Genomic DNA, 23111 nt, shown 5'->3' with positions numbered 1-23111 from the left:
GTTGCAAGAAAGGTCACAAGGCATCCCATGTTCTCCCGTTCCCTCAAACTCTCCCTGCTGGTGGGTGGCGCGCTGCTGACGGGCGCCTGCAGCAACGATGACGGTGGCAACACCAACCTGGATTCGTTGGATCAGCAGCTCGTCGTCAACTTCGCGGACGCGGTGGTGGTCCCCACCTACAACCTGCTGGCGACGCGCATGGTGGAGCTGGACGCGGCGGCGCAGGCGCTGAAGAACGCGCCCAGCGCGACGACGCTGAAGGCGGCACAGGACGCGTGGTTCGCCGCGCGCGTGCCGTGGGAGCAGAGCGAGGCGTTCCTCTTCGGGCCGGTGGACAGCTACGGGTGGGACCCGGCCATGGACAGCTGGCCGGTGAACCGCACGGACCTGGACGCGGTGCTGGGCAACAGCGACAAGCTGACGCAGCAGTACGTAAGCGGCCTGCAGGAGACGCAGAAGGGCTACCACACGACGGAGTACCTGCTCTTCGGCGAGGGCCAGGCGAAGAAGCCGGCGGACTTCAACGCGCGCCAGTTCGAGTACCTGCTCGCGCTCACCGCGGAGCTGAAGACGGTGTCGGGCAACCTGGCGTCGTCCTGGACGACGGGCGTGAATGGGCAGTCCCCCTACCGCGACACGCTGGCCAAGGCGGGCGAGGCGGGCAACACCGTGTACCCCACCGTGGAGTCGGGCGCGCAGGAGATGCTGGGCGGCGTGCTGACCATCCTCGACGAGGTGGCGAACGGGAAGATCGCCGACCCGTACGACGCGAAGGACCCCAACCTGGTGGAGAGCCAGTTCGCGCTCAACTCGCTGTCTGACTTCACCAACAACATCCGCAGCGTGGAGAACGTCTACCTGGGCCACCGCCCGGAGAGCGAGGCCAAGGGCCTGTCGATGTCGGACGTGGTGAAGGAGCGCGACGCGGCGCTGGACACGCGCGTGAAGGCGGAGATCGCGGCGGCCATCGCGGCGCTGGGCAAGGTGCCGGAGCCGTTCCCGGTGTCCATCAAGGACCCGGCCTCCGCGGATAAAATCGAGGGGGCGCAGGCCGCCATCCGGAAGCTGCACGACACCTTCCAGGTGAACGTGAAGGCTGTCATCCTGAACTGATGTTGAAGCAGGGGAACGCGATGCGACGGGTATTCGGACTCGGGGCGCTGCTGTGGCTCGCGGGCTGCGGCGGCAAGGACACCGAAGCTCCGGAGGCACCGCCGCGCGCGGGGGGCGACACCACCATCAACGACCGCACGTCGCGGGCGTTCGCGCAGGCCGCCCCCAACCTCAGCCTGGAGCACGAAGCGCTGCACCGCGAGGGCGACGCCGCCTTCGCCGCCGTCTTCGTGCCCGGCCCGGCCCCGGTGAACCCGGGGCTGGGGCCGGCGTACAACAACACCTCGTGCAACGGCTGCCACCTGCGCAACGGGCGGGGCATGCCGGTGATGGGCGGAGGCCCGCAGCGCACGCAGCTGCTGGTGCGCGTGAGCCTCCCGGACGGCACGCCGGACCACCCCAACGGCGCGGTGCCCGTGCCGGGGTTGGGCCTCCAGATTCAAGACCAGGCCGTCTACGGCGCCTCGCCAGAGGCCAGCGTGACGCTCGCCTGGGAGGAGCGCGAGGGGACGTACGCGGATGGGACGGCGTACGGGCTGCGCTCGCCGCGCATCACCATCGTGATGCCGGACGGCTCCGCGCCGCCCTCGAACATGCGGACGTCGCTGCGCCTGCCGCCTCCTGTCGTCGGGCTGGGGCTGCTGGAAGCGGTGGACGTGGCCACGCTCCAGGCGCTCGCGGACCCCACGGACGCGAACAGCGACGGGGTGTCCGGGCGGCTGAACACCGTGTGGGACGTCCAGGCGCGCGCGCTGGTGCCGGGCCGCTTCGGGTGGAAGGCGAACAGCCCCAACCTGCGGCAGCAGTCCGCGGAGGCGTACTTCAACGACATGGGGATTTCATCGCCCCTCTTCCCGGAAGCCGACGGCACCTTCGAGCTGCCCCTGCGCACGCTGGACGCGGCCGTGTTCTACGCGCAGTCGCTCGGGGTGCCGGCGCGCACGGCGATGGACGACGCGGCGGTGAAGCGCGGTGAGGCGAAGTTCAAGGACCTGGGCTGCGTGGCGTGCCACCGCGACACGCTGGAGACGGGTGAGCACCCGGTGGCGGAGCTGTCGCACCAGCGCATCCATCCGTACACGGACCTGCTGCTGCACGACATGGGCGCGGGTCTGGCGGACGGGCGGCCGGATGGGGATGCCACCGGCAACGAGTGGCGCACGGCGCCCCTCTGGGGCCTGGGGCTGACGCAGACCATCCTTCCGTATTCGAGCTACCTGCACGATGGGCGGGCACGGACGCTGGAAGAGGCGGTGCTGTGGCACGGCGGCGAAGCGGAGCGGGCGCGGGAGGGGTTCCGCAGCCTTTCCGCCAGCGACCGGGCCGCGCTGGTGCGCTTCCTCCAGTCGCTCTAGCGGGCGACCGAACCGTCGCGGAGCATCCCGGCGGCCTGGGACATGCGGCGGCGCAGGTGGGTCACCACCTCGTGCAGGTCCTCCAGGCGCTGGAGCACGTGCAGGTCCTCGCCCGCGTTCAACAGGGTGACCGGCGTGAGCGTGTCGCGCTGGAGGGCCAGGAGCAGGTCATGGAAGTGGGCCTGCACGTCGCCCAGGGCATCCAGGCCCTCGCGGAGGTCATCCTCCACGAAGTCCAAGAGGACGCTCGTGTCCGCGCGAGCGGGCAGCGCGTGGGCCAGGCGCTCCACCGCCCCGCGAACGGGGTCGGTGCGGCGCAACATCGCGGGGGTGGCGAGGGCTGCGACGGGAGAGGGCATGCTCAGGAAGCTACAGGCCCGTAGCGTCCGGTCAATTTTCCAAGCCCTGCCCACGGGTGCGAGGAGGTCCCGGGACCAGAGCTCGCCGGGCTCGACATTCAGGCACGCCCCGCGGTGCGCTTCGGCACGTGCCGCGATGGCAGCTTCGGCTCCGTGTGGGTGCCCCCTGTGGACAGGTGACTGCGTTTCGTCCCCTGGCTGGAGTCAGGGCTCCCGATACAGGAGCAAGTGGGTCGATGGGGGTCGCGGGCCCCGGCGGCCTGACACTCCAGACCGGCGCCCTGGCATTCCGAGGCGCGCGATTGAGCCCTGGCGGCGCCGTCAACTGCTTGCGGCGCGGTCTGCGGTGGGCGCGGAGGAGGACCGTGACGTCATCTCTCTGCGTCGGGCGCGGAGGAGGACAGTGGCTCCGCCCCGGCGTTGGAGCGCGGAGGAGGACCGTGGCTCCGCCCCGGCGTTGGGGCGCGGAGGAGGACCGTGGCTCCGCCCCGGCGTTGGGGCGCGGAGGGGGCCCCTGGCTCCGGCCCGACGTTGGAGCGCGGAGTAGAACCGTGGCTCCGCCCCGGCGTTGGGGCGCGGAGGAGAACCGCGGCTCCGGCCCGACGTTGGGGCGCGGAGGAGGACCGTGGCGTCCGGTCCTCCCCCCATCCTCGTCAGGGGACGGGGGCCGCCGGGCCACCGATGGGCGCTGGGGCCGCGGCGGCTCCCGTGGCCGGCGCGGCGTTGGCCGGGGCCGGCGTGGAGGGCAACGGCGTGCTGGGCGCCGCGTTCAAGGGCGTGGGCGTCCCCAGGAGCGGCGGTGGTGTGCCCGTGTTGAGCGGCGCCGGAGTCCCCAGGATGGGCGGCGGCGGCGTGGTCGACGACTGCGACAGCGGCGGCACCGTGGAGATGATGCCCGGGCTCACCTGACCCGTGCCCAAGAAGGTATTGAAGTCCGGCGCGGACACCTGCGGCGTCGTGAAACCGCCCACGGACACGCCCGCCACCGTGGGGGGCGTGGCGAAGGTCCCCGGCCCCACCGTGGCGGTGGAGCCCGGCTCCACCCCCGAAACAATCGCAGGCGGGTTGGACGGCGCCGCGGCGGAGAACGAACCGCTGAACGTCGCGGGCGCGGGCGCGGGCAGCGAGGGCGGCGCGACTGGCGGCGTCTCCACCGTCCCCGTCGTCGGCCCCAGGGTCGGTTCGGACGTCACCGTGCCCACCGTCCCACTGCCTCCCGTGCCCTCGGTGGCCGGAGCGAAGCGCGGTGGTGACATCGGGGCCACCGCCGCAGGGAACGCCGTCGGGGCCACCGGCGTGAGCCCCACGAGCGAAAGGGGCAACTCCCCCGTCGTCGGGATCACCGCCACGGAGGGCAGCGTGACCCCGTCCACCTCGATGGACACGTTGTCGTAGAGGAACTGGAGGTAACCCCGCGGCTCGGCCTGCGGCGGCAGATTCCACACCACCACCATCAGCTCCGTGTCGCCCGGCCGAGCTTCGCGCAACAGCCTCGCGGTGTCGTCGTCCGCGAAGGTGCCCGCATCCAGCGCCGCCGCATGCACCAGCGCCGAGTCCGTCAGCAGCGCCCCGTTGCGCCACACGCTGCCAATGCCCCACACGGCCATCGCCGCGTGCGCACGCGTCGTGGCGCGCCACCCGATGCCCGTCTCGCCGTAGATGGGCGTGCCCATCATCACGCCGCCTTCGATGAGGTGCGGAGGCGGCCCGGGGAGCGGCCCGGCGGGCGCTCGCGACATCGCCTGGATGGGGGGAAAGCCCACCTGGGTCAGCTCCACCCGGTAGTCCGAGCCCCCGACACGCAGGCTCGCGGTGAGCCGCGCCTTGTCGCCGAAGGTCGCGTTCGGGACTCCGACGCGATCCTCCACGGAGAGCGACGCCTGCCCCGAACCGCGCTCCGTCAGGTCACTGAACGGGAGAAGACCTTCGAAGAAGTAGCCGTCCGTCTGCTCGGTCCTCGCGCTGGCCTTCCGGCCCTCGAACGCGACCCCGTCGCCCCCTGGCGACGCCGCCAGCACACCGGACAGCAAGATGCTCGTGATTGGACCCGCCATCGACGCTGCCTCCCTTGAACTTGAAGGTAGGCAGCGGAGCGGGCCGTGGCACGCCCCGGACTAAATCAGGCCGCGAGCGCGGCGGATCTGCTCGACGGTCTTGTTGTACTCGATGTCGAAGGCGCTCGTGCCTTCCTGCAGGTGCTTCAGCCTCGAGCGGGCCTCCCGGTCGATCTCGTCGTCCACGTCCAGGTGCTTCTTCATGCCCTGGAACATCTTCTGACGCAGCACGTTGTCCGGGGAGTAGACCTCCTCGACGTTCCGGCTGATGAGGAGGAACTCGATCATCTGGTTGATGACGTACTCGATGCCCTCGTCCCCCATCTTGAAGCCGCGCACGTCCGCCATCTCGCGCTTCACCTGGTTGAACTTGGAGTAGTCATATCCTCGACGCTCCAGGGCCTCCCGCGTCGCCTGGTTCACACGCTCTTCGTTGGCGAGGTACTCGCGCATGATGGCGGACAGGTCCATCTCGGCGTCGGCCACGCGCATCGGCTCCACCTCGATGTCCCCGTCCTGCATGAGCTGCTGAATGGCCTCGCGCGAGATGATCGGGATCACCTTCGGATACAGCCTCATGTCGGTCCCTCGTCCTCTTCAAACGTGCTCGGATCTTCAGCCGCTATAAATCAGCGCCGAGCATGGTCGCAATGAAAAACCCTAGGAACGTCGCGGGTTCCAGCGGCCAGCCCCCCCGGCGTCCGAACCGGAACTTAATCATGCCGTACCCGGTGGCGACCCTCCATCCGCTTTTTCATGCGCGGGTTCGGAAGCATCATCCAGGGACGCCTCACGCACCGGGTCCTCGCTGTCTTCCTCGGGGTCGCCGTGCAGGCCCGCGTGGACGCGCTCGGCCATCGCCGGGCCCACGACCTCCGCCAGCTCCTCGATGCTGGCGTCCCCCACCCGCTTGAGAGAACCGAAGTGGCGCAGCAACATCTTCCGCCGCCCTTCGCCCACGCCGGGAATGTCCTCCAGCGCCGACCGCATGGCGCTCTTTCGCATGGACTTGCCCTGGAAGGTGATGGCGAACCGGTGCGCTTCGTCGCGCATGCGCGTGAGCATGAACATTTCCGCCGAGTTCTGCGGCAGGACGATGGGGTCCTTGCGCCCCAGCACGAAGACGCGCTCGGGGCTCTTCGCGCTCTCGGCGTCCCGGTCGAACACGTCCTGATCGCGGCTCTTGGCCAGGCCCACCACGTCCACCCCCTCCACGCCCAGGTCCTTCATGGCCGCGTGCGCGCTGGCGAGCTGCCCCTTGCCACCGTCGATGACCAGCAGGTCCGGCAGGTCCCCGTCCTCCACGCCGCGCTTGATCCGGCGGGTGATGACCTCGTACATGCTGGCGAAGTCGTCCTGCTTCTCCACGGATTTGATCTTGTACTTGCGGTAGCGCGACTTGTCCGTCTCCCCGTCCGTCACGGCCACCTGCGACGCGACGATGGAGGAGCTTTGGAAGTGGGAGATGTCGAAGCACTCCATCCGGCGCGGGAAGTTGCGCAGGCCCAGCTTGGACTGGAGGCGTGACAGCACCGTGTCCGTCTCGTCCTTGGTGCGCTTCCTCTCCACGAACGCCTGCTCCGCGTTCTTCAGCGCCATGTTCACCAGTTCATGCTTCTCCCCGCGCTTGGGGACGAAGACGCGCGCGCGCTCGCCCTTGCGCTCGGTGAGCAGGGCCTCCAGGCCTTCGGTGCCGTCGCCGGGCTCCAGGGGCAGGAGCACCTCCTCCGGCACGAAGCCGCCCTGGTCGTAGTAGAGGTTCACGAACGAGGCGAGCAGTTCGTCATCCGGGAACTCCTGGCTGCCGAAGGGGAAGGCCTGGCCGCCGTTGAGCCGGCCCTGCCGCACGTGCAGGACGTAGAAGAGGATGCGGTCGCCCTCGCGGTGGAAGGCGAACACGTCCTGGTCCTTGAAGTCGCTGGTGGCCACCTTCTGGCGCTCCAGGCTGCGCTCGATGGCGAGCAGCTGGTCGCGCACCCGCGCGGCCTCCTCGAACTTCAGCTCCACCGCGGCGCGCTTCATGCGCAGGCGCAGGCCTTCAATCAGCTCTCCGGCCTTGCCCTCCAGGAACATGGCCACCTCGTCCACGCTCTTGCGGTAGTCCTCCGGGGGCACCGGGTAGACGCACGGGGCCGGGCACCGGCCAATCTGATGGAGCAGGCACGGCCGCTTGCGGTTGGCCAGCACGTGGTCCGTGCAGGTGCGCAGCTGGAAGAAGCGGTTGATGAGGCGCAGCGTTTCGCGGATGGCGCCCGCGCTGGAGTAGGGGCCGAAGTAGCGCGCGCCGTCCTTCTCGTACTTGCGCACCACCTCCAGCCGGGGGAACGGCTGGGTGCGGTCCAGGCGCAGGGAGATGAACTGCTTGTCGTCCTTCAAGAGGACGTTGAAGCGCGGCTTGTGCTTCTTGATGAGCTCGTTCTCGAGGAGGAGGGCCTCCTTCTCGTTGTGGACGAGCACCGTCTCCAGGTCGCCCAGCATCGTGTCCAGGAGGGACACGAAGACGCGGGTGTCGCCGGAGCGGTTGAAGTAGCTGCGCACGCGGCTGCGCAGGTTCACGGCCTTGCCCACGTAGATGATCTGCCCGCGCTTGTCCTTCATCAGGTACACGCCGGGCTCGGTGGGCAGCGCGTCCAGCTTTTCCTGCAGCCGGATGTCCATGGCGGGGCCTCGCTCCTAGCTCTTGCGCGTCCGCGAACGTCCGGAGGGCCCCGAGGCCCCCCCCGACGACCCGCCAGAAGAGCCGCCCGACGGCCGCCCCCGTCCCCGCCCCTTCTTCGGGGTGGTGCCGGGTTGATCCACCGCCTTGGGGGGCGCGCGCAGCAGCGAACGCGACGCGGGCTTGAGCCCCAGGTCCATATCCTTGAGCAGCTGGACGCGGTCGCGGAACTCCGCGGCCTTCTCGAACTGCATCTCGTCCGCGGCCTTGAGCATGTCCGCGCTGAACTCCGCGATGAGGCGTTTGATCTCCTTGGGCTCCAGGAGGTCGTTCTCGCCTTCCGCCGCCATGGGCAGCGCGCCCGCGCCGGCGTCGTAGTCCGGGATGTTCTCGCTGAAGTCCGTGATGTTGCTCTTCACCGAGCGCGGCGTGATGCCGTGCTCCACGTTGTACGCGCGCTGGATGTCGCGGCGGCGCGTCGTCTCCTCCATGGCGCGCTTCATGGAGTCCGTCGTTTGATCCGAGTACATGATGACGCGCCCGTTCACGTTGCGCGCCGCGCGGCCAATGGTCTGGATGAGCGACACGTGGCTGCGGAGGAAGCCCTCCTTGTCCGCGTCCAGGATGGCGACCAGCGACACCTCTGGGATGTCCAGGCCTTCGCGCAGCAGGTTGATGCCCACGAGCACGTCGAACTCGCCCCGGCGCAGGTCGCGGATGATGGCCATGCGCTGGATGGCGTCGATGTCCGAGTGCAGGTAGCGCACCTTCACGCCCACGTCGCTGTAGTACTCGGTGAGGTCCTCCGCCATCCGCTTGGTGAGCGTCGTCACCAGCACGCGCTCCTTGCGCGACACGCGCACGCGGACCTCTTCCAGCAGGTCGTCCACCTGGTTGCCCGCGGGGCGCGTCTCCACCTCCGGGTCGGTGAGGCCGGTGGGGCGGATGATCTGCTCCACCACCACGCCCTTGGACTTCTGGAGCTCGTATTCCGCGGGGGTCGCGGAGACGAAGACGGCCTGGGGGACCATCTCCTCGAACTCACCGAACTTCAGCGGCCGGTTGTCCAGCGCGCTGGGCATGCGGAAGCCGAAGTTGACCAGCGTCTCCTTGCGCGCGCGGTCGCCTCGGTACATGGCGCCAATCTGTGACACCGTCTGGTGGCTCTCGTCGATGAGCACCAGCAGGTCGCGCGGGAAGTAGTCGATGAGGCACGGGGCGGACTCCCCCGGCGCGCGCCCGGTGAAGTGGCGCGAGTAGTTCTCGATGCCGTTGCAGTAGCCGACCTGTTCGATCATCTCCAGGTCGAACAGGGTGCGCTGCTCCAGCCGCTGCGCCTCCACGAGCTTGCCCTCCGCCTTGAATCGCTGGAGCTGTTCGGCCAGCTCGTCGCGGATGGTGCGCATGGCGTTCTGGCGCGCGTCCGCGCCCGCGACGTAGTGGCTGGCGGGGAAGATGACGATCTTCTCCAGCTGGCCCAGCGTCTGGCCGCGCAGCGGGTCGAACTCCGTGATGCGCTCCACCTCGTCGCCAAAGAAGCTGACGCGCACGGCGCGCTCTTCCTCGTACGCGGGGAACACCTCCACGGTGTCGCCCCGGGCGCGGAAGGTGCCGCGGTGGAAGTCCAGGTCGTTGCGCTCGTACTGCGCTTCCACCAGCTTGCGCATGAAGCCGTCGCGGCCCATGTCCTCGCCCACGGTGGCGCGGATGGCCAGGTCCACGTAGCTGCGCGCGGCGCCCAGGCCGTAGATGCACGACACGCTGGCCACGATGATGACGTCGCTGCGGGTGCGCAGGCTGTGCGTGGCCGAGTGGCGCATCCGTTCGATGTTGTCGTTGATGGACGAGTCCTTCTCGATGAAGGTGTCCGTCGACGGGACGTAGGCCTCGGGCTGGTAGTAGTCGTAGTACGAGACGAAGTACTCGACGGCGTTGTTCGGGAAGAGGCCCTTGAACTCGCCGTACAGCTGCGCCGCCAGCGTCTTGTTGTGCGCGATGACCAGCGCCGGGCGTTTCACGTTGGCGATGAGGTTCGCCATGGTGAACGTCTTCCCCGACCCGGTGACGCCCAGGAGGGTCTGGTAGCGGTCGCCCCGCAGCAGGCCCTCGGTCAACTCCCCGATGGCCCGCGGCTGGTCGCCTTCTGGCTTGTGCTCACTGACGAGTTCGAACTCCGGCATGGGGGACAGATCTAACATCCCCGCTGCCTGTGTACTGAACCTTCGTGCATGTCCGTCTGGCAAAAGACGGAGCGCCCCCCTACTTCGCGGGCGCGCCCTTCAGCGCCTCCAGGGACTTCAAGCGGGCGGCCTCGAACTCGTCCCCCTTGTTCCACACGGGCATCTGGGGGGCCTTCGCGACCTGGGCGCCCACCTGGAAGAACAGCCGGGTGTCCTCCACGGCGCCGGACAGGTCCCACTCCGGGCGGATCTCATCCGAGGGCTGGTGGTAGTGCTTCGCCTCCCACTGGCCGCGCTGTTCGCGGCCCCAGCCCTCCGGCCGGCCGATGAAGTCCATGCCGCTGCCAAAGTAGGCGGCCGGGATGCCCTGCCGCGCGAAGTTGAATTGATCCGACCGGTAGAAGAAGCCCCGGTCGGAGAGCTGATCCGCCTTCACCGTGCGCCCCTGCGTCCTGGCCATCGCGGTGACGAAGGTGTCCAGGCTGGACTTGCCCAGACCGATGACGGTGATGTCGCGGGTGCGGCCCAGCACGTTGCCGCCATCCACGTTGATGTTGGCGGCGATGCGACCCGGGGGCACCGGCGGATGGCCGGCGAGGTACGCGGAGCCCAGCAGGCCGTACTCCTCCGCGGCCACCGCGGCGAAGAGGATGGAGCGGCGCGGCGGCGTGGGCAGCGCGGTGAAGGCCCGGGCCACCGACAGCATCGCGGCCACGCCCGCCGCGTTGTCCAGGGCGCCATTGTAGATGACGTCCTCGCCCGGCTTGCCCTCGTCCTTCTGGCCCAGGTGATCATGGTGCGCGCTGTAGAGCACCACCTCCTTCGCCAGCGCGGGGTCGCTGCCGGGCAGCAGGCCCAGCACGTTCGCGGTGGGCCGGCGGCGCACCTCGTTGGTGAGGCGCAGGGACAGCGTCACGCCCAGGGGCACGGGGCGGAAGTCCCGCTTCTGCGCGGCGGCGCGCAGCGCGTCCAGGTCCTGGCCCGCCAGCGCCATCACCTGCTTCGTGGCGTCCTCGGTGGTCCACGCCTTCACCTGGAGGCGGGGCGCGTCTCCGGCGGGCAGCTCGAACTGCTCGCCCGTCCACGAGGTGCGCACCACCTGCCACGGGTAGCCCGCGCTGGGGGTGGTGTGGATGATGATGGCGCCCGCCGCGCCCGTCTTCGCCGCCTGCTCGTATTTGTAGTCCCAGCGGCCGTACCAGAGGCGCGCCTTGCCAGCGAAGAGGCGCGGATCATCCTCGGGGTCGTTGTTGAGGATGACCAGCGTCTTGCCCCGGAGGTCCGCGCCCTTGAAGTCGTCCCACTGGAACTCCGGCGCGACGATGCCGTAGCCCACGAACACCAGCTCGGACGCGTCCAGCTTCGCTTCGGGGGCCTGCACGCCGGACACGGCGATGAAGTCCTCGCGCGGCTTGAGCTCCACGCGGCCCGCCTTCGCCTGGAAGGCCATCCCGCCCGGGTGGCTGTTGATGCCCACCAGGTCGAAGCGCTGAAGGTAGCCGCCGTCCGGTGCGCCGGGCTTCAAGCCCAGGCCCTCGAACTGCGTGGCGATGTACTCCTGGGCCAGCGCGTCGCCGCGCGTGCCGGGGCCCCGGCCCTCCAGCAGGTCGCTCGCCAGGAACCGCACGTGCGCGCGGAGCAGGTCCTGCGTGATGGCCTGTTCGGCCACCTTCTCCTGCGGCGTGACGGTGAGCGCGCCCGCCGCGAGGGCGGAGGCCGAGGACAGGGCGACGAACAGGACGGGGAGGTGCGCCGGGAGGAGCCTCATGTTTCCGTGCGTAACACGGCCCCATGGGCGCCCCCCAGCGGGTTTTCAGGCGGCGGGCGCCGCCACCTTCCAGGAGGTGCCGGCAGGCGTGTCCATGATGTCCACGCCGAGCGTCTTGAGCGCTCCGCGCACCTGGTCGGCCTTGGCGAAGTCCTTCGCGGCACGCGCGGCGGTCCGCTCGGCGAGCAGCCGCTCCACCTCCGCCACGTCGATGCCGCGCTCGAGCACCGCGCGGTCGCGGCGGCGCAGCAGCCACGCGCCCGGGTCGTCCTCGAAGAGGCCCAGGACGCGGGACATCTCCCGCACCTGCTCGCGCAGCGCCTGGAGCGTGCGGCCCACCAGCGCCTTGTCCTTCACGGGCGGCTTGTCGGTGAGCTCGTTCATCAGGCCGAACTGACCCGACAGCGCGCCCAGCGCGCCCGCGGTGTTGAAGTCGTCGTCCATGGCGGACTCGAACTCCGTGAGGAAGCGGGCGGGGTCGCCGTGCAGCGGCCCCTTGCCGAAGTCCTTGCCCGCCACGCGCTCGTCCACCTTGCGCAGCGTTTCGTAGAAGTACTCCATGCGCCCCTCGGCGTCCTGGAGCGACTTCTCCCCGAAGTTGAGCGGGTGGCGGTAGTGCGTGGAGAGGAAGAAGAAGCGCAGGGCCTCCGCGTCCACCTTGGCGAGCGCGTCGCGCAGGCGCACCACGTTGCCCAGCGACTTGGACATCTTCGCGCCTTCCAGGTCCAGGAAGCCGCAGTGCATCCAGTACTTCGCCATCGTCTGGCCGGTGGCGGACTCGCTCTGGGCGATCTCGTTCTCGTGGTGGGGGAAGATGAGGTCCAGCGCCCCGCCGTGGATGTCGAACGAGCGGCCCAGGTACTTCTCGCTCATCGCGGAGCACTCGATGTGCCAGCCCGGCCGCCCCTTGCCCCAGGGGCTGTCCCATGACGGCTCGCCGGGCTTCGCCGCCTTCCACAGCGCGAAGTCCAGGGGCTCGCGCTTGAGGTCGCCGGGCTGCACGCGCTCGCCCTGGCACAGGTCATCCAGGTTGCGCTTGGACAGCTTCGCGTAGTCGTCGTCCTTGTTGACGGCGAAGTACACGTCGCCCTTCGCCTCGTAGGCGAAGCCCTTGTCGACGAGCGTCTGGATGATGGCGATGATCTCGGGGATCGTCTCGCTCACGCGCGGGGACACGTCCGGCTCGCGCAGGTGCAGCGCGCGGGCGTCCTCGCGGAAGAGCTCCACGAAGCGCGAGGCGAGGGCCACGGGCGTCTCTCCCGTCTCGTGCGCGGCCTTGATGATCTTGTCGTCGACGTCCGTGTAGTTGCGCACGTACGTCACCTTGAAGCCGCGATAGCGCAGGTAGCGGACCACCACGTCGAACGACGTGAAGGTGCGTGCGTTCCCGATATGGATGTAGCTGTAGACCGTGGGCCCACAGACGTAGACCTTCACCTCGCCGGGCACGAGCGGCTCCAGCGGCTCCTTCTGCATGGACATCGTGTTGAAGAGCCGGATGGATGGGGGGGCCACGGTGGAGGGTCCTCCTGGGGTGCGAGGCGGGCGCGAGACTTGCGCGGCGCGGTGCACACTCTAGGATCCCGGGTCGCACACAGGCCAGCACTTGGCGTTGGAAGCGTCGGACATCCGCGCAAACGCCGGTGGGGCCCTGTTCGGGGCCTTGCAACCTGGGAGAATGGCCCGCATGGCCCCGCCGAATCCCAAGCGTCCGCCGCGCCCTCCCCGTCCGCCCGGGCAGCAGGCGCCTTCGGATGATTCGGCGGAGGAGCTTCCGTTCGACGACGACGAGGTGGCGCCCCTCCAGGCGGATGATCCGCGTCCCCAGCGCGTGCCGCAGTACCCGGCGGGCCCCCGGAAGCTGAAGCGGCGCGGGCCGGGCGAGCGGACGAGGTCCGACCGGGAGCTGTCCCCCCGGTACGACTGGGCGAAGGAGTATACGGATCCCGGCATGACGCCCGCGTTCGTCTACGTGGAGCGCGGCCCCGGCGCGGGGCAGCTCGTGCCGCTGCGCCAGGGGTCCATCACGTTGGGGCGCTCGTCGACGTCGGACCTGCGACTCCAGCATGCCTCCATCAGCCGCCGCCATGCGCAGCTGACCCGGAGGGGCAATGGGTTCATGGTGCGCGACCTGGGCAGCCAGAACGGCACCTTCGTCAACCGCATCCGCATCAAGGGCGAGGTGGAGATCCGGCCCGGCGACGAGCTGAGCCTGGGCAACGCGACCTTGCGCGTGCGCGGCGCGGGCGGCGGGCCGACGGTGAGCACGACCTCGCTGGAACCCATCCTGCCGCGCAGGACGAAGCGCCCGTTGGGCGGCGTCGCCGTGGCGCTGGCCGCGGCGGTCGTGGGCTCGGCGGTGGCGGCGCTGATCAGCATCATGGCCATGCGGATGACGGCCGCGTCGCCCGCGGACCCGACGCCCACGAAGGACACGCGCGCGGATCCGCCGACGGAGGTTCGCGCCACCGAGGACGGGGCGCCCCGGGAGGCCTCGGAACCGGCGGAGGGTGCACGGGGCCCCGATGCGAAGGCGCCAGGCCCCGGCGCTCCGGAGGACGGTCGGACCGTTCAGGGCAGCGCGGCGCCGGGCGCGTCGGACGGCATCCAGCGCCTGCATGAGGGCCCCGTGGCCGCGAACTCCGCCCCCAGCGCCACGGACATCGCGCGGGGGATGCAGCGGAGCTCCGCGACCTCGAAGGCCGGCAGCACGTCACCGAGCGCCACGCACCCCACTCGAGGTCCGCACACGGGCGAGGGCTCTGCTGCCGCCTCGGACATCGTGCGGGGCGAGCACACCCGCTCGGCGTCCATGGTGGCCGAGGAGTCCCCCAGCGCCTCGGACATCGCACGGGGCGAGCACACCCGCTCGGCGTCCACGGTGGCCGAGGAGTCCCCCAGCGCCTCGGACATCGCACGGGGCATGGGCTCCGCGAAGCCGGGGACTGGCGGCTCGGACGCGGCCCGGGGTTCCGGCCACGCCTCCTCTGGATCCATGCACAGGGGGCCCGTGGCCGCCGCGGCGTCCGGCACCCCAGATGAACGCCTTCGCGCGGACATCCTCTCCCGCTACGAATCCGGTGACGTCTCCGGCGCGCTGGCCCAGGCCCGCCGCGCGAACCTCGCGCCCCTGGTGCAGCAGCTCACCCGCTTCCAGACCGCCGAAGCCACCGCGCGAACCGCCCTGGCGAAGCAGGACCGCCCCCGGGCGCTCGACGCGCTCGGCGTCGCCGTGCGCCTGGACCAGGAGCTTTCCCAAGGCTGGAGCCGCCAGGGAGCCGGGCTCCGCCGTCAGCTGGCCGGCCTCTACGTCAACACGGGCCAGGAGGCCGCGCGCGCCCGCCGCTTCAACGACGCTCGCGAGGCCTTCAACGCCGCCCTCCAATACGACAGCACCAACACCGAGGCCCGCGCGCAGCTGACCCTGCTCGATGCCCAGGCGCCCGCGACGCCGTAAGGCTGGTGGCACCGGCCTCCAGAAACACGACGCCCCGGATTCCAGCGAGGGAACCCGGGGCGCGGGATGCGGACGGGCTGGCCACGTGGGCCTGCCCGTCGAACCACCGAATCAGGCGAGGTTGAAGATCTTCTTCAGGTCGGACTCGACCTCTTCCTCGGAGCAGTCCTTCGCCAGCGACAGCTCCTTGATGAGCAGCGAGCGCGCCGTGTCGAGCATCTTGCGCTCGCCGAACGACAGGTCCTTGTCGCCCTTGAGCAGGTACAGGTCGCGCAGCACCTCGGCGATTTCGAAGACGGAGCCCGTCTTGATCTTCTCCATGTACTCGCGGTATCGACGGTTCCACGTCGTCGAGTCGACGGAGATGTCCTTCTCCCGGAGGATGGAATAGACCTGCTTGACGTCCTCCTCGCTGATGATCTCCCGCAGGCCGACCGAACCGACCTTGTTGATGGGGATCATGATCCGCATCCCGTTCTCCAGGATGCGCAGCACGTAGAACGACTGGCGCTGCCCGGCGACCTCGGTGTGCTCGATGCCCATGACCTCACCGACGCCCTGGCCCGGATAAACCGCCTTGTCACCAGTCTTGAAGCTGGTCTGCACTAACTGCCTCCTTGGAGAAAGCTTCGCCCCCGGCCTTCGAGCCCGCCACTACTACCACAAACCACATCCACGGGCAACGAAATCGCCTTGACCACCCGATGCGGGCCGCACTACGGTGTCCGATTTTGTGTGCGGTGTCGCTCGGTGTGTGAGCGCTACCAGACGGACTGGGCGGTGGGTGGGGGTGGGTGTTGGTTCGTTTCGGGTGGCGCGACCTGGGTGCGCGTCCGTTGTTCTTTCCTGCGCTGAGCCTCTTGCTCGGCGCCCTCTGGGCAACCGGAACAGGGAGCGCCGCCGGGGTATTTCTCCTCTGCGCGCTTTGCCTGGGACTGATGGGAATGGCGCTTGGCCCACGGCCAGGAGCCCATCTCGCGGTGCTCGGCGCCCTGGCGCTGACGGGCGCGGGGCTTTCCGGTTTCGAGGCGCGGGTCGACGTGCCCCCGGGACTCGCGGACGGCGGAGCCGCGCTGCTCGAAGGCGAGCTGGAGCGGGTGGAGCGGTTCGACGGCGCCACCCGGCTGCGGCTCGCCGTGGCCCGGGCCGGGCCGGCGCCAGGGCCCCACGTCCCCGCCCGCTTCCGCGCGAGCCTCTCCGGCCGGGGAGAGGGCCTGGACCTGCAAGCTGGCCAGCGCGTGCGGGTGGAGGCCCGGCTCGTGCCCGACGCGCCTCCCTCCAATCCGGGCGAGCGGGACTTCGCGTCGGCGCGACGGCGGCAGGCCGTGGCCTTCACGGGCGGGTTCGTCCCGGGACGGGTGCTGGCGCTCTCCCCTGCCCCGCAGTGGCGACTCGCGCTGGAGGCGGTGCGGGAGCGGCTGACGGGGGCGGTGCATGGCGTGGCGCCCTCACCGGACGCGGCGGCGCTGTTCCTGACGTTGGCGGCCGGACAGCGCGCGGACCTGGACGCGGCCTGGGAGGACGCCTTCTCGCGGGCGGGGCTCGCGCATGTGCTCAGCGTCAGCGGGCTGCACGTGGCGGCGCTGGCGCTGATGACGCTCGCGCTCCTGCGGCGCGGGCTGGTGTGGCTGGGAGGACGGTGGCGCACGCTGGAGGCGCGGCGGGTGGCGGCCCCGGCGGCGGTGCCCTTCGTCTGGGCCTATGTGCTCTTCACGGGGAACCAGGCGCCCGCGGTGCGCTCGGCGGTGATGGCCACGGCCGTGCTGCTGGGGCTGGCGCTGTGGCGGCGCGCGGATGGGCTCAACGGGCTGTCGCTGGCGGCGCTGGTGCTGGTGGCCTGGACGCCCTCGAGTGTCGTGGACCTGTCCTTGCGGCTGTCGTTCCTCGCCGTGTTGGGGCTGGTGCTGCTGTCGCCCGCCTTGCGCGAGGCCCTGCCCCTCCCGCGGCCAGAGCCGGCGGAGCCCCGGCGGCTGAAGCGGTGGGCCGCCCAGGCGCGTGAGACGGTGGCGCAGACCTTTTGCGCCAGCGCCGCGGCGACGCTCGTGGGGCTGCCCGTGGTCGCGGCGGCGTTCGGACGGGTGAGCCTGGTGGGGCTCGTCTCCAACATCGTCGCCCTGCCCCTGTGTGGCCTGCTCACCGGCCTCGCCGCGGGGGGCGCGGCCCTCTTCGTCGTCGCCCCCGCGCTGGCGATGCCGGTGCTGTGGGCGGGCGCATGGGCTTCGGAGCTGCTTCTCGCGCTGACGCGGGGCTTCGCGGCCGTGCCCTTCGCGGCGGTGGAGGTGCCGGCGCTGGGGGCGCTGCTCGGCGGGGCGTACGCGGTGGGGCTGGGAGGCTGGGCGCTTGGCTCGGGGCGGTGGCGATTCCTGGGCGTGCTCGTCCCTGGCGCCGTGCTGGGCGCCCTGCTGCTGCCCGCGCTCACCCCGGAGCCCGCGTTGCGCATCACCTTCCTGTCGGTGGGCCAGGGGGACGCCGTGGTGCTCCGCTCCCAGGGGCACCATGCGCTGGTGGACGCAGGGGGCGTCCCGGAGGGCGCGGACACCGGGGAGCGCTTCGTGCTGCCCTTCCTCCGGGCGGAGGGCGTCTCACGGCTGGACCTCGCGGTGCTGTCCCATCCGCATCCCGACCATGCGCTGGGGCTCGTGTCGACATTGGCCCAGGTGCCCACCGAGCGCCTGTGGTTGTCCGCGGGGAGCACCGACGGTCCGCTGTCCCGGCGCATCGTGGCCGCGGCGAAGGGCGCCCGGGTGGAGGAGGTGCAGGTGGGGCATCCCGCGTTCGCGCTGGGCGAGGCGACGCTGGAGGTGTTGGGTCCTCCCGTGGACCGGGAGCTGATGGAGGGCGCGAACGACCGGAGCGTGGTGCTGCGCGTGCGCCATGGCGACGTCACCGTGCTGCTGGCGGGCGACGTGGAGGAGGACGGCGAGGCCGCCCTGGAAGAAGCGCTGGGGCCGGTGACGGTGCTGAAGGTCCCGCACCACGGCTCCCGCACCTCGTCCACCGCGCCACTGCTGGCGCGGACACGGCCCCGTCACGCGGTGTTCTGCGTGGGCCGACGCAACCGGTTCGGCTTTCCACACCCCGAGGTGGAGGCGCGCTACCGCGCCATGGGCACCCAATGCTGGCGCACCGACCGGGATGGGGCCGTGGCCCTGGAGAGCGACGGGCAGGACGTCCGCCTGGTGTCCTTCCTGCCGCATGCCGCGCCGGAGCCCCTCCCCATTGCCGGGAGGGGTGAGCAGGCCCACCTTGGAGGGCGATGATCTCCGATGATCTTGATCTCCGGCAGCTGACCGCCGAGCTGAAGTCCCGGCTGGGTCCTGGCGAGCCCGTGGGCTATCTGCGCGGCAAGTCCCTCATGCGCGACATGCTGCTCGCCATGCGCGGGAACCGGTTCTCTGAGCTGGAGGCCGAGGAGCTCGTCGACACGCTGGAGTCCCAGGGGTTCGTGCGCTTCCTGGGCGACCCGGCGGAGCGCTCCGTCGCGGATGCGCCCTGGGACATCTCGCCCCACGCCTGACCCCAGGCCGCGCCCATTACTGGAAGACGAGCCACGCGAAGCGCGGCAGCGCGTGGAAGTCACCGATGAAGAGCGGTGAGAAGGCCTGGCCCTCCACCTGCCTGCGGTCGTGGTGCTCCAGCCGGTAGAGGTTGAAGCGCCAGCGCTCGCCCGGCTGGGGCGGGATGTGCGGTACCTCCGCGAGCCGGTTGAACGGGATGGCCATCTCCACCGACCAGCCCTCGTCCCGGTCCGACGCGTCATCCAGCGTGCCCCGCACCTTCACCGCCGTCTTCATCCCCGAGTCCCACGACAGGTCCATGCCCTGGCGCCGCGCGGGGAAGTACGCGTCGAAGATGACGTTGTGGGGTGAGACCTCCAGCTCGTTGTAGGTGCGGCCGTCGGCGTTGGCGTCGAGGAACACCTCCACGACCTCCTGCTCGTAGATGGAGTCGTCGCGGTTGCGCAGCGTGCCCCAGACGTCCGGGTCCTCCACGTCGAAGGCCACGTACAGGTGCGCGTCGTCGTAGACGAGCCGGGCCTGCGTACGCAGCCGCGCGGGCCGGCCGTCGAAGCTGCCCACGAGCGTCACCGGCTTCGCGCCCTTCCAGGCCTCGTCGTCGAGCACGCCATCGAGCACCGGCGCCTTCTTCACGCGCGTGACGGTGTACTCCGGCAGCGCGGGGGGCTCGCCGCCCAGGAGCGGGCCGCGCACGCGGTTGTCCCCCAGTTGCTGCCGCGGATCATCCACCGCCAGCCGCTCCTCGTCGCGCCAGAAGCCCAGCACCACCCGTGCGGGCACGGCCGGCATGGTGACGGTGTGCACGTCCTCCAGCACCCGGCCCACCGGCCAGGTCTCCAGCGGCGCGGCGCCGTCCTGGAATTCGTGGTCCGCGTTGCCAATCATCTGGCCGCTCTCCGGATCCACCACGTGCACGAAGAAGTGGAAGCCCTGCGGGGGCGCGCGCACGGCCTGGAAGTAGTGCGAGAGCCGCACCGGCTGCCCCGGCGGAGCGCGCTCTGGCGTCACTCGCGTGCCCAGGTAGACGACGGCGCCGCCCGCGAAGGTGGCTCCGCCGCGGTAGGTGAGGCCGTCCGGAGCCGCGTCCAGCGTCCGCGGCGCCGTGGGCGCCGGGAGCCGGGGCGTGCGGTGGGCGGGGCCCGCCTGTTCGTCGCGGCAGGCGCCAACGAAGAGGAGGGAGGACATCAGCAGGGCGAGGTCGAGGGGGCGGAGGCGCATCGAAGGCGCCGAGTCTACCCTTCCCCGCCTTCCGGGAAGCGTTCTTCCACGCGGGGACACCGCGCTTCCCCAGCGTGGGCAACCCGTCCGCAAGGGTGGGCGACCGAGCCAGCGGGCCCCCGGGGTCTTGTTGGCGTGGCCGCGAGGGCACCCCATGTTTCGGTCCATCACAGGCAAGGGGAACGACATGAGCAAGGGACTGATTGCCAGCGCGGCGGTGGTCGCGGTTCTGGCGGCGGGATCCGCGCAGGCGGCTTCAACGGAGCTGCGCAGATCCTCGGACATGAGGGGCCTCACGTTCCTCGTGGGCGGTGGCGTGGAGGGATACACCAGTGTCCTCCGGGATCAGATCAATCCAGGTCTGGCCTACGGCGTGACGGTGGCCATCAAGCCGACGAACGTGTTGGGAATCGAGCTGGGCTACACGGGCGCCATCAGCGAGTTCAACAACAGCCGCGTGCTGGCGACGAACACGAATGGCCCGGACATCGTGCGCAACGGCGCGCAGGCGGCGGTGACGCTGGGCCTGACGGCCACGCCCGTGCAGCCGTACATCATGGGCGGATTGGGCATCAGCCGTTACAACGTGCGCGCCTTCGCCCCGGGCTTCCAGGACGACACGGTGGGCAACGTGCCGGTGGGCGCGGGCCTGCGCCTGCACATGGGCAGCTTCACCGCCGACGCGCGCGTGAACTACAACTTCCTGTTCGACCAGGAGTTCGCCCTGGCGGTGCCGCCATCCGATGTGAACCTCGGGGGCGACGAGACGTTCAGCAAGGGCGGCCGGTACGTGGGGACCCTCAACCTGGGCGCCACCTTCTAGCGCGCGGCGGTCCGCCGTCCCGTCCTCCGGACATGGGGGGCCGGGGATGGATGGGAGCGCCCGGGCAACCTCGCGAAAACGCAGCGCCCGGCGGCAGGCGTGACGCTTGCTGCCGGGCACTCGCATGCGCTTCGAATTCGAGCACCTGGGCACCCCCACCCCGTTCGAGCTGACCGAAGGCCTCCACTCGTTGGGCGGTGGCCCGGAGGACCATGTCCACCTGGAGGGCCTGCCTCCAGGGCTGTTGACCCTGCGCATCGAATCCCAGCGCCTCATGGTGGAGGCGGTGCGCAGCTTCACCGTGAACGCGGTGCGCGTGCTGCCCGGCGTGGCGCGACTGGTGCTCCCAGGGGAGGTGCTGGGCCTGCCCGACGGCATGTGTCTGCGGGTGCTCGCCGAGCCAGGTGCCCCCGAGCGAGGCGTGGGCACCGTCGCGGTGCTCAAGGGCCTGCTGACGGATTCGGAGACCCGCCCCTCCCGCGCCGCCACCCTCACCTGTCTGACCGGCTTGGACGTCGGACGCGCGCATGCGCTCGCGGAGGCCTGCACGAACATCGGCCGGGGCGAGGGTGTGGCGCTGCGGCTGCGCGACCGCGCCGTGTCCCGGATGCACGCGCGGATCCTCCGCGAGGAGTCGGGGTTCGTGCTGGAGGACCTGGGCACGCCCAACGGCGTGTTCCTCAACGGCGTCCGTTTGGAGGCGCCCGCGCGGCTGGCGGATGGCGACGTCGTGGAGTTGGGGCGCTCGCTGCTCCGCTTCCAGGCGGCGTTCGATGATGCATCGGGCGCGAACCCAGATGCTCCGGAGCCCGTGGAGGACGCGGCAGCGGCCCGGAACGGGGCTCAAGCGCTGCTGCCTCCCGAACGAAGGCCCCCTCGCTCGGACGGGTGGATCATCGCCCTGGGCGTGCTGCTGGCCCTGAGTGGACTGGTGCTCACCTACGCGCTGACAGCGGCCGGGTGAGGCTGTGCGGCGCGGGCGTCACGCGGGCAGCGGGGAGAGGCCGGCGCGCTCCACCAGGAGCCGAGCCAGGTACCGGTGGTGACGGAAGAAACTGGTGAAGTGCACGAAGCCCTTGCTGCCCCGGATGGCGTAGACCGTCACGGGACCCGGGAGCACATCCAGCTTGCGGATGTCCGCGAAGGAGAAGCGCCGGGTGCGCACCATGCCCCGGCAGGTGATTCCCCGGGCGTCCACCTCGATGCGGGTGCGCCCGTAGTAGGTGACCGACACCGCGAAGAAGACGACGAAGAAGGCCGCGGACAGGAACGTCTCCAGCGGCACGCCGTCGAAGTGGAAGAGGTAGACGAGCACCCCGACCCACAGCAGGCCCGCGGCCGCCATCACCGCGGCGAGCACACGCCGGGGGCGAAAGACCTGCTGCGCCTGCTTCCCCTCCACCGTCCGTTCGCGTCCGTCCATGACCTCAAAATAGTGGCCTGGACAACCCCTCCAGCAGTGGCTGTCCGCCTACCTGCCAGGCGGTCAGCGCAGGCGCTCGGCCTTCTGGCGGGATTCCTCCTTCAGTTCAGGACGGACATCGGAGGCGGTGGAGCGGGCATAGCGCTCATAGAGGTCGCGCGCTTCCAGGTTGCGGCCCAGGGCGCGGTACGCCTCGGCGAGCCCGTACAGCGGCGAGGCCGAGTCCGGCTCCAGCTTCAGCGCGAACTGATAGTCGGCCGCGGCCTCCGCGTAGCGCCTGAGCCCGATGTTGGCGCTGCCCCGCGCGATGTAGGCCACGGTCAGCAGCGGCTCCTGTTGCAGGGCCTGTGTCAGCGTCTGGAGCGCGGCCGCGTAGGCGCGCTGGCCGATGTGCTGGACGCCCTGCTCGTAGGCGCGACGGGCCTGGGCTCTCGTCGTGTCCGCCACCGGACCCGAACCGGGAGCCTGGCCCGTGGCCTGCGGCGACGTGCCGGACTCCTCCTGCTTCGCGCGCGCCCGGGCGATGTTGTCCTGGGCGCTCTGGCGGATGGCCGCGTCCTGGGTGAGGCGCGAGGCGTGCTCCCACTCCTCGATGGCTCGCCCGTAGTACCCGAGCACCGCCAGCGCGTTGCCCAGCTTGAAGCGCGCCTCCACGTGGTCCGGCGCCGCGTGCTCCGCGTCGAGGAAGGCGAAGGCCGCCTCTCGGTAGCGGCGCTCACGCATCAGCGCATCCCCGTCGCGGATCCGCGTGGCCGCCAGCACCGGCTGCGACGTGCGCACGGGCTCGGGGCTCCCCCGCTGCGTTTCGGAGGCAGAAGCCTGCGCCCTTGAGGCGGGCTGCGCTTCGGCCCCCGCGGCCTGCGTCCTCGCGCCCGGCTTCGCTTCGGGGACAGAGGCCTGCGTCATCGACACCAGGGCAGCGGGCTTCGCTTCGGAGCCAGGAGCTTGCGTCTTCGCGGCGGGGGCAGCGGGCTTCGCTTCGGAGCCAGGAGTCTGCGCCTTCGCGGCGGGGGCAACGGCCGGCTTCGCTTCAGCGGTCGGAGTCGGTGCACCCGTGCCCTGCGCCCAGGCGGACGTCGCCGCCGTGCCAAGACACACCACCGCCGAGACCGCGAGCTGGAACCTGCGCGTGCGAACCATGTCCCTCTCCCGTCCTCGCCCCCGGCGGGCCAGGACCACTACCGCTA

At 70.7% G+C, this 23111-nt stretch carries 18 protein-coding genes; 7 read left to right on the top strand and 11 right to left on the bottom strand.

Features of this window, described 5'->3' with window-relative positions; all coding sequences use genetic code 11:
• Positions 1-27: 27 nt before the first annotated feature.
• Both GTY96_RS16880 and GTY96_RS16875 read left to right on the top strand, forming a co-directional pair.
• Complete coding sequence (locus GTY96_RS16880; protein ID WP_143901972.1) at positions 28-1113, top strand: imelysin family protein; 1086 nt, start codon at positions 28-30, stop codon at positions 1111-1113.
• A gap of 20 nt (positions 1114-1133) precedes the next feature.
• Positions 1134-2468, top strand: a complete 1335-nt coding sequence (locus tag GTY96_RS16875; protein ID WP_143901973.1) for a di-heme oxidoreductase family protein — start codon at positions 1134-1136, stop codon at positions 2466-2468.
• On the opposite strand, the gene GTY96_RS16870 is transcribed toward GTY96_RS16875, so the two are convergent.
• The 7 genes from GTY96_RS16870 to cysS all read right to left on the bottom strand — a co-directional run bounded on the left by GTY96_RS16870 (position 2465) and on the right by cysS (position 13000).
• Positions 2465-2827 (bottom strand): hypothetical protein, encoded by a 363-nt coding sequence (locus tag GTY96_RS16870; RefSeq protein WP_143901975.1) that lies wholly within the window; start codon positions 2825-2827, stop codon positions 2465-2467. The two genes, GTY96_RS16875 and GTY96_RS16870, sit on opposite strands and share 4 nt — an antisense overlap.
• 653 nt (positions 2828-3480) lie before the next feature.
• Positions 3481-4881, bottom strand: coding sequence for a hypothetical protein (locus GTY96_RS16865; RefSeq protein ID WP_161665278.1), 1401 nt, complete (start codon positions 4879-4881; stop codon positions 3481-3483).
• A gap of 60 nt (positions 4882-4941) precedes the next feature.
• Positions 4942-5460: a DUF507 family protein gene (locus GTY96_RS16860; RefSeq protein WP_014398200.1), complete on the bottom strand. Its 519-nt coding sequence runs from the start codon at positions 5458-5460 to the stop codon at positions 4942-4944.
• 138 nt (positions 5461-5598) lie between these two features.
• Positions 5599-7539, bottom strand: a complete 1941-nt coding sequence (gene uvrC / locus GTY96_RS16855) for an excinuclease ABC subunit UvrC (protein WP_161665277.1) — start codon at positions 7537-7539, stop codon at positions 5599-5601.
• Positions 7540-7554: 15 nt separating this feature from the next.
• Positions 7555-9717: an excinuclease ABC subunit UvrB gene (gene uvrB / locus GTY96_RS16850; protein ID WP_186001910.1), complete on the bottom strand. Its 2163-nt coding sequence runs from the start codon at positions 9715-9717 to the stop codon at positions 7555-7557.
• Positions 9718-9796: 79 nt separating this feature from the next.
• On the bottom strand, positions 9797-11485 hold the full coding sequence (locus GTY96_RS16845; RefSeq protein ID WP_161665276.1) for a M28 family metallopeptidase: 1689 nt from the start codon (positions 11483-11485) through the stop codon (positions 9797-9799).
• A 45-nt stretch (positions 11486-11530) separates the two neighbouring features.
• Positions 11531-13000: a cysteine--tRNA ligase gene (gene cysS, locus GTY96_RS16840; RefSeq protein ID WP_143901987.1), complete on the bottom strand. Its 1470-nt coding sequence runs from the start codon at positions 12998-13000 to the stop codon at positions 11531-11533.
• Positions 13001-13172: 172 nt separating this feature from the next.
• Between cysS and GTY96_RS37210 the strand changes: the two genes are divergently transcribed.
• Complete coding sequence (locus tag GTY96_RS37210; RefSeq protein ID WP_201756143.1) at positions 13173-14942, top strand: FHA domain-containing protein; 1770 nt, start codon at positions 13173-13175, stop codon at positions 14940-14942.
• A 111-nt stretch (positions 14943-15053) separates the two neighbouring features.
• On the opposite strand, the gene GTY96_RS16830 is transcribed toward GTY96_RS37210, so the two are convergent.
• Positions 15054-15548: a CarD family transcriptional regulator gene (locus GTY96_RS16830; RefSeq protein WP_014398206.1), complete on the bottom strand. Its 495-nt coding sequence runs from the start codon at positions 15546-15548 to the stop codon at positions 15054-15056.
• A gap of 338 nt (positions 15549-15886) precedes the next feature.
• Between GTY96_RS16830 and GTY96_RS16825 the strand changes: the two genes are divergently transcribed.
• Both GTY96_RS16825 and GTY96_RS16820 read left to right on the top strand, forming a co-directional pair.
• Positions 15887-18202, top strand: a complete 2316-nt coding sequence (locus GTY96_RS16825) for a DNA internalization-related competence protein ComEC/Rec2 (protein WP_235685670.1) — start codon at positions 15887-15889, stop codon at positions 18200-18202.
• Positions 18199-18459, top strand: coding sequence for a hypothetical protein (locus GTY96_RS16820; RefSeq protein WP_143901989.1), 261 nt, complete (start codon positions 18199-18201; stop codon positions 18457-18459). Before GTY96_RS16825 ends, GTY96_RS16820 begins: the two co-directional genes overlap by 4 nt.
• A gap of 16 nt (positions 18460-18475) precedes the next feature.
• On the opposite strand, the gene GTY96_RS16815 is transcribed toward GTY96_RS16820, so the two are convergent.
• Complete coding sequence (locus GTY96_RS16815) at positions 18476-19678, bottom strand: carbohydrate-binding family 9-like protein (RefSeq protein ID WP_161665275.1); 1203 nt, start codon at positions 19676-19678, stop codon at positions 18476-18478.
• Between the two features lie 187 nt (positions 19679-19865).
• Between GTY96_RS16815 and GTY96_RS16810 the strand changes: the two genes are divergently transcribed.
• A complete protein-coding gene (locus tag GTY96_RS16810; RefSeq protein WP_143901993.1) occupies positions 19866-20501 on the top strand; it encodes an outer membrane beta-barrel protein in 636 nt (211 codons plus the stop codon).
• Between the two features lie 124 nt (positions 20502-20625).
• A complete protein-coding gene (locus tag GTY96_RS16805) occupies positions 20626-21465 on the top strand; it encodes an FHA domain-containing protein (RefSeq protein WP_161665274.1) in 840 nt (279 codons plus the stop codon).
• A gap of 18 nt (positions 21466-21483) precedes the next feature.
• Here GTY96_RS16805 and GTY96_RS16800 read toward each other — a convergent pair whose 3' ends face one another.
• Together GTY96_RS16800 and GTY96_RS16795 are read right to left on the bottom strand one after the other, a co-directional pair.
• Positions 21484-21924, bottom strand: coding sequence for a PH domain-containing protein (locus GTY96_RS16800; protein WP_161665273.1), 441 nt, complete (start codon positions 21922-21924; stop codon positions 21484-21486).
• A gap of 63 nt (positions 21925-21987) precedes the next feature.
• On the bottom strand, positions 21988-23064 hold the full coding sequence (locus GTY96_RS16795; RefSeq protein ID WP_161665272.1) for a tetratricopeptide repeat protein: 1077 nt from the start codon (positions 23062-23064) through the stop codon (positions 21988-21990).
• Between the last annotated feature and the right edge of the window lie 47 nt (positions 23065-23111).

The sequence above is a fragment of the Corallococcus silvisoli genome, assembly GCF_009909145.1.
GTDB lineage: Bacteria > Myxococcota > Myxococcia > Myxococcales > Myxococcaceae > Corallococcus > Corallococcus silvisoli.
Note: the sequence above shows the minus strand (reverse complement) of the source record. Positions and strands in the feature narration are given on the sequence as shown.